Consider the following 12,105-nt stretch of genomic DNA (forward strand, 5'->3'; position numbering starts at 1 on the left):
ATTCTAAAGAGTATTATGAAAGTATTACTAATTTTATAGATTTATAGTAGATAAGAAAAAGTGAATTTGGAGGAAATGAATACCTAATCCATGAATGTGGAGAAAACGTAAGAGATAATTCCAACAGTCCCCACCCTTTAAGGGGTAATAGACAGCTAATGCAAATAATGATATAATAAGACGGAATTTTTTATATAAGAGGAAGTACATGAAACTTATATTAAGTGATAAAGCAATAAATATATCCCTTAAGGATAGTGACAATAGTATAAAATACATAGACTTGTCATCATTAAAAATTGCAAATTGTGTTGGGTGTTTTGGGTGTTGGGTAAAAACACCAGGCAAATGTGTTATTCGTGACGATGCTGTAGATGTGTATCCTTATATCGCAAAAAGCGATACATTGCTTTATATCACCCGAATTAAATATGGTAGTTATGATACGATAATGAAAACTATGATTGAACGTTCAATCCCTGTTCAGCAAGCATTTATACGCTTAGTAAATGGTGAAGCACATCATGTTCAGCGTAATGTAGCCCTTAAAAAAGCAACGATTATTGCATATGGAAATATACCGACTGAAGAAAAAGAGATTTTTAAGCGACTTGTACAGCGCAACGCATATAATATGCACTTTGAAAGTTATGAAGTTATTTTTGTAACTGAAGAAGAGCTAGAACAAACAGTAAGAAAAGAGGTATCGGAATGGGAAAAGTAATGATAGTAAATGGTAGCCCAAGAGCTGTTAAATCAAACTCCAAGGGTTATGCCGATATATTCTTAAAAAACTGTAAATTAGAAACTGAATATTTTAATATTACGAAAACAAATCATAATGAACTCTGTGCAAAGATGGAAGAGTTTTCAGATGTTTTATTTGTTTTTCCGCTTTACGTAGATGGTATACCAACGACACTTCTTAATTTCCTCAAAACACTTGAAGTAAATACACAAAAAAACAAACCTGTAGTGTCAGTTCTAATAAATTGTGGTTTTATCGAGTATAATCAAAATGATGTAGCAATTGAAATGATGAAACTATTTTGCAAGCAAAATAATTTTACTTTTGGATCTGTCCTAAGAATAGGTAGTGGTGAAGCAATCTTAAATACACCATTTAAAATACTCGTAACAAAAAAAATTAAAAGATTATCTTCTTCCATTTATAAGAGGAAATATGAATCACTACAAACAACTATGCTTCTTTCTAAAAAAGTATTTATCAAAGCATCTACAAACTATTGGATAAATTATGGAAAGAAAAATGGTATCACTAAAGAACAAATGGAAACAATGGAAATTGAATAAGGATAAGATGAAGATAATGCTAAGAGGGTATATCCAAAGCGGATATGCCCTCTATTTTTGGTGTGCCAGCATGGCGCAAGCTAAGTTGTATTCTTAAATTTTCAAATTATGAATGTCAACAGGAAAACATACACATAACTAAACTATAGCATCCCAATCCATAGATTGACAGAATAGAGGATTTCAATTATGACATTTTATGAAGAATTACAACTTAACCAAGCTGGGTCAAAGAAAATTATCAAAAATTCGAAAAACGGCAGAGAAAAAATCTACCACATTGTCATTTATTTATTTAAAATCATTTTGTCATTGGCCTTTTGTATAGCTTTTGTGCTAGGATTTATCATACTTTTTGGAAATAACAATAGTAATGTAGGTGTGGTTACTTTACTATGCATTTTGGTATTTCGTAATGTGGATTTAGAAATTCATATACATCAAGCCATGGTTTCACTAGTAGCTATGTTTCTTGTTTTTGCCCTTGGTTCACACTTTGCTCATTATAATAATCTTTTTATATCGACTTTTATTCATTTACTATCTATTGGTACATTAATGATTTTAGGCTGTCATAATATCAAGATGTCCAATCACTCAACTTTGGTTTTAAGCTATTTACTCCTATATGGCTATGATGTGTCTGGCACTGCCTATATGAAAAGATTAGTAGGGTTAGCTTTGGGGGCCTTACTTGTTTGTATCGTATACTATCATAAACACCATAAAAAAGTTTATGAAGCGAAAATTAAGGATTTAATCCAAGCATTTGATCTGCATTCTGCTAGGACCCAATGGCAACTCTTAATTACCTTAAGTGTGTCTTCTGCATTATTACTAGCAGAATGTTTTCACTTTCTAAGAATAGTGTGGGTAGGGATTGCTGCGATGTCTGTACTCGTTCCTTATAGGAAGAATATAAAAGAACGCCTAAAACAAAGAATCTGTGGCAATATACTAGGCATTATTATATTCTTCGTTATATACAATTGTTTTCCTAGTTATTTATATAATAATATTGGTATCATTGGCGGAATTGGAGTAGGACTTTCTGCAACTTATGGTTGGCAAACAGTATTTAATTCCTTTGGGGCACTTGCTATCGGCACTAATCTATTCGGCTTTCCAGAGGCTATGTTCTTTCGTTTAGTAGACACTGTATTCGGAGTAATCTATGGCTTCGTTTTTGAAGTGCTTTTTTATCTGTATATTAGAAAAAATGGTAAATTCTTTTCAGAAGATTAATATTCAAGAAGTTGTAAGTGTGCAATAACAGGGTAAATCTTGGCTACTTTTTTATTTCTTTAAATTTATTATTACTGACTTGATGTATTTATACGAAGGGTAATTGGTTTTTATTGGTGTTTATCTGTTTACTATTTGCATTTTCTGTTATCTTTTTACCCTTCTTATTAGGTCATATACAAGTTCCAGAGTCTTTAAATCATCACAAGGCATTACTTCGCGCAGGTATTTGCTTGATTATTTGTGGAGTTTATAGTTATTTTTATCACTCTGGGCATAGTTCTTGCTAAAAAATCACATATCAAATTGTCAGGTAAGCTATAGTAAGCTCCTAAATATATATAAGAGAAGATTAAAGTACCAGATAGACAGTGAGAGAATTCGTCAAGGTAGTATTGATTAGATAGTAAGAAAATAAAAGGATGCAGGCAGTTCTAGATTTAGAGTATATTTACTTTCTTTACTTTAATATGCTACTATGATATTATAGTAAAGAAAAAAGTTGCGTGTATTAAATTAGGAGGAGAATCTATGAAAAATAAAATAGCAATTACACTCATATTAGTTTTAGTCATGAGTTTAGCATTGGTAGGATGTAGTAAGGATTCAAAGGAAACAAGCAGTGATGGTGATAATATTGTATATGCAGTAGAAGCTGGTTCTGCTGGTGAAGCAGCAGCAAAAGAAAAAGGATATCAATATAATTCCGTTGCATCCCAAGCAGATGCATTAATGGAAGTAGCTTCAGGAACTTCCGATGCAGCCATCATTGATTTGTTAATGGCTGGAGCCATGATAGGAGAAGGTACAAGTTATCCAGATATGATACATACTGAAGAATTAACAACAGAAGAATATGGTGTTGGTTGCCGTAAGGGATCAGATCTTGCATCTTATATCAATCAAGTATTAGCAGACACTTATGCAGATGGTTCAATGGAAGAGATTGCTAAGAAATACGGTGTTCAAGAATCTCTTGTTGAGCAAAAGGCAACAGAATATACAGCAACGGAAGATAGTGATGTATCTTATATTCAAGGAAAAGGTACATTAATCGTTGGTATTACGGATTTTAAACCAATGGATTATAAAGATGGTTCTGATGAATGGATTGGTTTTGATGCAGATATGGCTCGTATCGTAGCAGAAAAATTAGGTGTAGAAGTACAATTTATTGAAATTGATTGGGATAACAAAATTATGGAGTTAGATTCAAAGAACATTGATGTTGTATGGAATGGTATGACATTAACCAATGAAGTGGTAGAGGCTATGGAATGTAGCAATGCCTATTGCAACAATGCACAAGTCGTTGTTGTTAAGGGTAAATAATAACTACGTCTTTTATTGGATTGAAACAAAGGAGAAATTGTTATGTTTTATACTGTGACGCAAGCATTGCTTGACGGTTTATTGACCACATTTCAGATTTTTATACTGACTCTTTTATTTGCTCTTCCATTGGGGCTTATCCTTGCGTTTGCGTCAATGAGTAAATGGAGATTATTACGTAGTGCAATACAAGTCATCGTCTGGGTGATTCGTGGTACACCGTTAATGCTACAATTAATTATTATCTTTTATGGACCAGGGTTATGGTTAAAACATAATATATGGAGTGGTGATGAAACTGGACGAATGATGGCTACTGTGGTGGCATTTACTATAAATTATGCGTGCTATTTTTCGGTTATCTTTCGCGGTGGTATCAAAAGTGTTCCAGCAGGACAACGAGAGGCTGGGCAAGTACTTGGTATGACAAAAAGCCAAATCTTTTTTAAGATTACCTTATTGCAAATGGTAAAACATGTTGTTCCACCTATGTCCAATGAGATTATTACTCTTGTAAAGGATACTTCGCTGGCACGAATTATTGCTGCATATGAACTTACATTTGCAGGATATTCCTTTATGAAATCAGCAGGACTTACTTGGCCACTATTTTATACAGGAGTTTATTACTTACTATTTATAGGTATTCTTACGTTATTATTTAATTACATTGAGCGAAAACTAGATTATTTCAGATAAGGAGGACGAATATGGCGGTTTTAGAGGTAAATGGCATACAGAAAGATTTTGGTAGTACACAGGTCTTAAAAAATGTTAGCTTTACGCTAGAAGAAGGAAATGCATTAGCCATTATTGGTTCTTCTGGTTCTGGTAAGACTACGTTATTAAGGTGTCTGAATTTTTTAGAGTCACCAAGTAAAGGAAGCATTGAAGTAAAAGGAGAGACCTTATTTGATGCTAGTTGGCAGGCTTCACAAAAAGAGAAGAATTTGAGGATGAAGCGACTTCATTTTGGTATGGTATTTCAATCCTTTCATCTATTTCCACAATATACGGCACTTGAGAATGTTACTTTAGCAGAACGGTTGTTAGCAAAAGAAAGATCAGATTTTAAGCAGCATAAAAGAGATATTTATGAGGAAATTGATGAACACGGCAAAGCTTTATTGGAGAAGATGGGATTAGCGGATCGTATATCCCATTATCCACACCAACTCTCTGGCGGACAGCAACAGAGAGTTGCAATCGCTAGAGCATTGGCATTAAAGCCTGACATTCTTTGTTTTGATGAACCAACTTCAGCCTTAGATCCAGAGCTTACAGGTGAAGTGTTAAAGGTGATAAGAGGGTTAGCTGCACAAAAGACGACGATGATTATCGTAACCCATGAGATGGCATTTGCGAGAGACGTTGCTGATCAAATTATATTTATGGATGATGGTATGATCGTGGAGCAGGGAGAGGCAAAACAAGTCATTGATAGTCCGAGAGAAGAAAGAACTAAACAATTTTTAACGAGATATATGGAGGGATAAGAAGCTTCTTCCTTTTATACAACTAGCTCACAGTAAGTGAATAGATAAACGAGAAACTTAATAATTATATTTATTAAAAAAACAAATGAGCCTACATTTTATGTAGGCTTATTTGTTTTTTTATGAATTGATATTATTATCGATATAAATCTTTCAGTGTTTGGTTGTGAAATTGATATTCTGTGTTCATTGGGAGATCAACTTCTGGGATATGACCATCATCATAATTGTCTTCCATAGGAATATTTCCAAACTCATTACTATGAATGGATCTAGATGATTTCGTAGGAACTGCTTTAGGATTTCTTGGGTCTGACATAATAAATCTCCTTTCTGTTACTTTAATAGTATTACAATTTGTGCTGTTAATATATTAGTTTTCGTATGGTAAACCATAAACAAAATGCTATATTTACAAATAAATATTGATATTATTTTTACTTATTTTGAATAAGATATATGGAAGGGAAGTTGAAAATTATTTTTATATAAAACGATAGAAGTCCTTAACCACGTAATAAGAACTCTTCCAGTTTAGTCTGTAAATTTCCTTTGTCTTTGTTAAAGATTCCGATGTGATTAATATCACAACTTCTGTCTTGGAACATAGGATATAGAAACCCAAATTCAGGATCTCCAGGCTCATAGTCCCCAATCAGCGGGCATATGGCACATATTAGATATTCAAACACCTCCTCTGATTCTCCTAGGCGTTCTTTATCGGTTGCTTTTACAGGAATATCATATCGATCGTGAAATACCAAGATTGCATAGTCATTCTTAGTTTGATATTTTTCTGCAATAATTTCGTAGAAAGTATCAAGTAGTGCATCATTTTTGAGTCCACAGGATCTCATTGCATGAAGAAGCTTCCACATGCTTGCGTTTCCCTTATCATTATTTGTGAATGGATATTCCTTCAGATTCTCATTGGTATTGGCAAATGGTATGGTTTTGGCAATGTTTAGATTATATTGTTTGTCTTTTTGGGTTAGTTTTAGAAAGTTTGTATTAAATGTTCCATCAATGTAGCCATCGGAATCGATATAGCTTCCTGCAATCCTTGTAAAAGATGTTCGGCTTATTGTCATTCTTCTAGTAAGTTCCAGCATATCTTCTCTGTTTATCATAATTGTCCTCCTAATTTATAAAGTCAAGTGACTTTCCCTTTTGGCAAACTTGCTTTTGTCCCTATTATAAGGCTATCTTTTTCAATCCATATTACTCCTTTCGAGATTATTATAATGCATTAACAGATAAAAGGACACTATACATATATTTTATAATCCTCATCATTACAGTCTTACCAGTTCTAATTAAGTCAAACTTGCCATGTTAATTGATGTAAATAATGCTATAATTAACTACATAATTTCTTCCATAAAGGGAAGCAAAGGATGAGGGGTGAACATATGGTGCAAATAATACCAGTAAAAAATGAAGAAGATTATCAGTTACTACTTTCTGTGGAGAGTTTAATCTGTAAAGAGACGCCAGAGCGTTGGCACCAGCATTTTGGTGGAATTGGTGTAGATCGATATTTTTTTGGAGACAATAATGATGAGATTTTCGAATATGGAAAGCTGATTTATCTAGGGAATCATACAATCGGGTACGCTCTCGTTTATTTAGAAGAGGGAGAATATAATGTATCTCTTTTATCAGAATGGAAGGAAAAGATAGCAGAAATTATACCACTGATTGAGAAAATGTTACATAAGGGTCAAAGCATAAGTACAGTATGCAATGATAATTTAGTTAAGGAACAGTTAATTGCATTAGGATATGTTAGTCAGGGGGAGGTAACGTATTCAGCGGTAATCGATTTAGATCGTTATATTCCAGAAGTAGTACTTTCAAGAAGGGCAATTCAGTATGGGCTTGGTATATTAAAAGAGCGAGGATTAAAATACGTATATGTTGACACATCAGCAGATAATGAAAAAGCCATTGGATTATATCGTAGTGTAGGTTTTATAAAGTGCATAGATGTAATTGCATATAACAAAGAGATATTTACACCGAATCAGTAGAATTATGAGCGGATATACTTTATAATAGATAAAAAAACAGTAGGAGGAACAACTTGAAAAAAGGTATTAATTTAAATGATTCCATTCATGGATTAATTTCATTAACGGAATATGAAAAAAGAATTGTTTCAACAATTGGTTTTAATCGTCTCCATGATGTATATCAAAATTCTACAGTTTATCTTACATTTCCAACGAATCGAACCAAACGATTTGAACACTCCATTGGTACGATGAAACTTTGTTCTGATATGTTCTTTCAATCATTGCTGAATACAACCAATTCAACGCTCAGTGAATTTTTTGAAATCTTTGAAAGAGAATATGTAGAGATTATAGATAGATTAAAACAGCAGACAGAAGTTTGCGAAGAAAAATTAGGTGGTAAACTGCCGGAGGCATTACCGCAAATTGAGCTGGATAAAGTGAGACATTCCCTTATACCAAACAATATACCAGATCAGTATAAAGACATGTATCTTATCCTAATTCAAGCCATTCGGGCAGCAGCATTATTACATGATATTGGACACCCTCCATTTAGCCATATTGTGGAGTACGCTTTGAAAGATGTTTATCTGGAGTATAAGGACAAAGAAGTGAGTGAAGATCAAAATGCAAAAGAATTCATTGATATCATGTCTAAATATTTTGAGGGTGATAAGAAATTACACGAACAAATGGGTGACGAGATTAGCGAAGGTATTCTTAGCAAAATTATTGATCCGATTTCAGAAGATAATGGGCAATACTTTGAAAATTTATTTGATCTACTTGTGTTAGAAAGCGTTAAAAGAATTTTTGAAGATGATGGAGCATTTCAGTATCTTCATCGAATTATTGATTCTAGTTTAGACGGGGATCGCTTGGATTACGTAACGAGAGACGTTATTAGTGCGGGAATCGATGCCGGCAAGATAGAATATAGTAGAATTATCAATGATATGCAAATGTTCATCGAAAATGGAGAGATTTATTTCTGTGTTCCAATCAAAGCAGTAAGTTCCGTGGAGGATTTCATTAGCCGCAGATATAATAGTTATAAAACGATTATCTATCATCATAAAGTAATCAAAACAGATTATATTCTAGAAGGTATTGTAAAAGATCTGGTGAAAAAATATTTGAATGAAAAAGTATCGGAAACACAGCGTGACAGTGAAGTGCTGATTCCATTTGATATCTCAGGATTATGGTTTCCACTGGGGGATAAGAAATCAGCGATTAAAGCAAATGCACTTTCTCAATGGAATGACTCCTGGTTAATGACTGTATTAAGACAGATTTATTACACAGAATATTATCATAACGATAAGATAGAAGAAGACTCTGGGGATTATGTGTTACAACAACGTCTTGCAGAATTGCTACGTAATAGTAAACGGTATCATTCTCTAATCAAGCGGAGTGAGAATTTTAAGATTATTGATGATGCTGTGAAAGTAGAGTTAATGAAGAAAAAAGATGAGATTGAAGCATTTCTAAGGAAAGAAATGGAGCAGTCTCGCGAGGAAAGATCCACGGAGCTGATTCATCAAATGTTAGAGAATATGATGAAAAATTCTTCAGGATTTATTTTATCTTTTATTTCTCGATATAGTAAAGAAATGAAAATAGAATCCTTTGAACAGATGGTCAGTGAAATCGTCAAAGAGGAAACAAATCATATTATTACCAATCTTAAGACTTATGATACGGTTACTTTATTTAAACGGATTTCGATTGGATTAGATTCCCCAATTTATTTATATAGCCATAAGGGAACAATCAGTACCTTAAAGGATATAAGCGGAATAGCTGACATTTTACAGCTTGATTCCGATTACCTGCCTGTCTTCTATATTTATATTTTAGCAAAAGACGGGAATGGGGCTTTGAAAGAGAAAAGAGAAGAATTGTTAGGTTGTATCGGTCAACGGATTGGTGTTGAGATTTTGAAAAGATTTCAGATATAGCATAGAAAAAACGGATTGTTAGAATCAAAAGTAGAATTGTTGACAAATCAACAAAATTGTGTTAAATTGCAATTGTTGATTTGTCAACAATTTTTATTATATTGAGAGGAAAGAATATGAAAAAACAATTTGTGTTAGCAAATATCATTATGCTGGCTCTTATATTAACTTTTGATGTTTGCTATATGGTTACCAGTGGATTATCTTTTAAAGCTGTTGCTAGCATTATGTTTGTGGTAACAGGGCTTATCAATCTTATGTACTGTTTTAAGAATAAAACGAATTTAAAATTTCCGATATGGATGATAGTTGCCTTAGCAGCAGCTATGCTTGGAGATATTTTACTCAATTATAATTTTTATCTAGGTACAGCAGTCTTTGCGGTAGCACACATTTTTTACTTTATATCTTACTGTATGTTTGAAAAAATGAATCGTAGAGATTGGTTATGTGGTATGAGCATTTCGGTAATTGCATTGTCTTCTATGTTATTGATTCCGTTTTTGGATTTTGGTGGGACTTTAATGCAAGGTGTATGTTGTGCTTATGCTATAATCATCTCATTTATGCTTGGTAAGGCAATTTCAAACCTATTGAAAGAGAATAGCATTACTAACATAATAATTGTAGTAGGAAGTATACTATTCTTTATTTCGGATCTGATGCTGATGCTAAATAAATTCGGTGGTATTTCAGTGGCTTCTTATCTATGTCTTGGAACATATTATCCTGCACAGTTTTTACTAGCATTTTCGCTGATTTCCCATGCTTCAATCAATTCCTTAAGTGAAGAGGCGGGCGTGTGCTATGAATAATATAGAACTTATAGAACGATTCGAGTCATTTACAACCGCTGTCACGAAGGCATATAAGTGCATTCAAAAACTTAAGTTTGCTGAAGCTGAGCGTATGGGATTCAAGGCGAGCCATGTGATGTATATGTACTATCTTGGTAAAAACCCAGATGGACTTACGGCTAAGGAACTAAGTAAAGTGTGTATGGAAGATAAAGCTGCCGTATCAAGAACGATTGTTGACCTTACAGAAAAAGGATTTGTAAAACTTAACGAAACAGATTCTGAGCGTAAATACCGAACAAAAATTATGCTGACACCAGAAGGTAGCGAGAAAAATAAGCAGTTGAATGAAGCCATCGCTATGGCGGTAAGCAAGGCGTCGAGTGACTTAAATGAGGCTGATCGTGAAATTTTTTATCGTGTTTTCTTCGATATTACAGATAATCTTGAAACAATTTGTGATTCATACTTACAGGATAAATAAAATATATTGGCTCTTTTTCATTAAAGAACTCAAACTTCCAACTTGAAGATTTCAGTACAATGCTGATGTGTTCATCTATTTTGCAACAATTTTTAAAGTGCGAAGTTGAGTAGGGAATATATAGTTTATATTATAATTAGATAGGTTATATATGACTGATTTGGTGTAAAATAGATATAATAAAGAAAAAGGAGCGGTTATATGAGATATGTAATTGTAGCAGATGTCAGAGGAAAAGCTGGAGTGATGAATCGTGAACTTCGTCAAGAAGTGTATGAAAAATTCGGGGCGAAATCATCTACATTACCAGCGCATTTTACTATTAAAGCTCCGTTTGAATATAATGTTTCTATAGAAGATTTGAAGATAAAACTACGTGATTTTGCAAAGAGGGAGAAAGCAGAACCATATCAGATAAAAGGTTACAATCATTTTGATAGACGTGTTATCTATATGGATGTGATAATGTCGAAAGGAGCCAAAGCAGTACATGATCGGTTCATTGATCTACTAGAAAGTTTTCCATATATTCGATGTAATGCAAAAGACGGAAAAGATAAGAAGTTTCATATAACAGTAGCTTCTAAAAAATTAGATCCTATCTATGACCAGGTATGGGAATTTGTGCATCGGTATCCATGTGACTTTGAGTGCCGATTCGATAATATTACATTGTATCGATGGGAAGAAACAAAATGGGTTGTAGACGAAGTATTTGAATTAAGAATATGTAATTGTACTACTTCGTAAGTTTTTTAGAGAATTGGGGGCTGTTGCACTATCGTTAAGGTAGTGCAACAGCCCTATTTAATAAAAACTACTACATATCCAAGACTATCCTTCCGTCTTTTATCTCTACAACTCTATCAGCTTTTTTTGCAATTTCTCTATCGTGGGTTATTATCACAAATGTTGTCTTAAATCGTTCGTTGATCTGTCTCATTAAGTTATAGATATTTTCTGTAGACTCAGAATCAAGATTCCCTGTAGGTTCATCGGCCAATATGATTTTTGGAGTGTTCATTAAGGCTCTTGCTATGGCTGTTCTTTGTTGTTGGCCTCCAGACATATTCGTTGCAAGATTATGTTTAACCTTTTGAAGTCCTACAAGGTCTAGTAATTCATTAGCTCTTTCTAAGGCTTCTTTTGAAGGTTTTGAAAACTTAATATGATTAGGAATTAGAACATTCTCAAGTGCGGTAAACTCGGGAAGTAGATAGTGGAACTGAAATATGAAGCCTAGGGTATCATTCCTGAGTTCAGCTAGTTCATTTTTCTTCATATTATCAGTTCTCTTACCATTCATATATAATTCTCCGGTAGTTGGTTGATCAAGGGTTCCCATTATGTTTAGAAGAGTGCTTTTTCCACTGCCGGAAGATCCAATTATAGAATTGAAGCTACCTTCTTTAAATGAGAGATTTATATTATTTAATACTTTAGGTTTAA

14 protein-coding genes are annotated in these 12,105 nt (G+C 33.4%); 11 read left to right on the forward strand and 3 right to left on the reverse strand.

All coding sequences use genetic code 11. From position 1 onward, the window contains the following. Nucleotides 1-208: 208 nt before the first annotated feature. The 6 genes from ACW2QF_RS08220 (at nt 209) to ACW2QF_RS08245 (ending at nt 5,387) form a co-directional block, all read left to right on the forward strand. A complete protein-coding gene (locus tag ACW2QF_RS08220) occupies nt 209-724 on the forward strand; it encodes a flavodoxin family protein (protein WP_455715518.1) in 516 nt (171 codons plus the stop codon). Beyond that, nucleotides 712-1,314, forward strand: a complete 603-nt coding sequence (locus ACW2QF_RS08225; RefSeq protein WP_455715519.1) for a hypothetical protein — start codon at nt 712-714, stop codon at nt 1,312-1,314. The genes ACW2QF_RS08220 and ACW2QF_RS08225 overlap by 13 nt, the downstream gene beginning before the upstream one ends. 189 nt (nt 1,315-1,503) lie before the next feature. Continuing rightward, nucleotides 1,504-2,559, forward strand: a complete 1,056-nt coding sequence (locus ACW2QF_RS08230; RefSeq protein WP_455715520.1) for an FUSC family protein — start codon at nt 1,504-1,506, stop codon at nt 2,557-2,559. A gap of 531 nt (nt 2,560-3,090) precedes the next feature. Then, nucleotides 3,091-3,891: a transporter substrate-binding domain-containing protein gene (locus tag ACW2QF_RS08235; RefSeq protein ID WP_455715521.1), complete on the forward strand. Its 801-nt coding sequence runs from the start codon at nt 3,091-3,093 to the stop codon at nt 3,889-3,891. A gap of 42 nt (nt 3,892-3,933) precedes the next feature. Beyond that, complete coding sequence (locus tag ACW2QF_RS08240) at nt 3,934-4,590, forward strand: amino acid ABC transporter permease (RefSeq protein ID WP_455715522.1); 657 nt, start codon at nt 3,934-3,936, stop codon at nt 4,588-4,590. Between the two features lie 11 nt (nt 4,591-4,601). After that, entirely contained in the window at nt 4,602-5,387 is a 786-nt protein-coding gene (locus ACW2QF_RS08245) for an amino acid ABC transporter ATP-binding protein (RefSeq protein ID WP_455715523.1), read from the forward strand. Between the two features lie 136 nt (nt 5,388-5,523). On the opposite strand, the gene ACW2QF_RS08250 is transcribed toward ACW2QF_RS08245, so the two are convergent. Then, nucleotides 5,524-5,706 carry a hypothetical protein gene (locus ACW2QF_RS08250; protein WP_455715524.1) on the reverse strand — a complete coding sequence of 61 codons (183 nt, stop codon included), beginning with the start codon at nt 5,704-5,706 and terminating at the stop codon, nt 5,524-5,526. A gap of 187 nt (nt 5,707-5,893) precedes the next feature. Then, complete coding sequence (locus tag ACW2QF_RS08255) at nt 5,894-6,517, reverse strand: DUF4317 family protein (protein WP_455715525.1); 624 nt, start codon at nt 6,515-6,517, stop codon at nt 5,894-5,896. A 282-nt stretch (nt 6,518-6,799) separates the two neighbouring features. On the opposite strand from ACW2QF_RS08255, the gene ACW2QF_RS08260 reads away from it, so the two are divergent. The 5 genes from ACW2QF_RS08260 (at nt 6,800) to ACW2QF_RS08280 (ending at nt 11,406) form a co-directional block, all read left to right on the forward strand. After that, complete coding sequence (locus ACW2QF_RS08260) at nt 6,800-7,420, forward strand: GNAT family N-acetyltransferase (protein WP_455715526.1); 621 nt, start codon at nt 6,800-6,802, stop codon at nt 7,418-7,420. A 53-nt stretch (nt 7,421-7,473) separates the two neighbouring features. Then, complete coding sequence (locus ACW2QF_RS08265) at nt 7,474-9,375, forward strand: HD domain-containing protein (protein WP_455715527.1); 1,902 nt, start codon at nt 7,474-7,476, stop codon at nt 9,373-9,375. A 116-nt stretch (nt 9,376-9,491) separates the two neighbouring features. Next, nucleotides 9,492-10,190, forward strand: coding sequence for a lysoplasmalogenase (locus tag ACW2QF_RS08270; protein WP_455715528.1), 699 nt, complete (start codon nt 9,492-9,494; stop codon nt 10,188-10,190). Next, nucleotides 10,183-10,656, forward strand: a complete 474-nt coding sequence (locus tag ACW2QF_RS08275; RefSeq protein ID WP_455715529.1) for a MarR family winged helix-turn-helix transcriptional regulator — start codon at nt 10,183-10,185, stop codon at nt 10,654-10,656. Before ACW2QF_RS08270 ends, ACW2QF_RS08275 begins: the two co-directional genes overlap by 8 nt. A 201-nt stretch (nt 10,657-10,857) precedes the next feature. Then, nucleotides 10,858-11,406, forward strand: a complete 549-nt coding sequence (locus tag ACW2QF_RS08280; RefSeq protein WP_455715530.1) for a 2'-5' RNA ligase family protein — start codon at nt 10,858-10,860, stop codon at nt 11,404-11,406. 70 nt (nt 11,407-11,476) lie between these two features. Here ACW2QF_RS08280 and ACW2QF_RS08285 read toward each other — a convergent pair. Next, nucleotides 11,477-12,105, reverse strand: a 629-nt coding sequence (locus tag ACW2QF_RS08285) for an ABC transporter ATP-binding protein (protein ID WP_455715531.1), incomplete at its 5' end; no start/stop codon positions are given.

It is taken from the genome of Anaerosporobacter sp. (assembly GCF_965301125.1).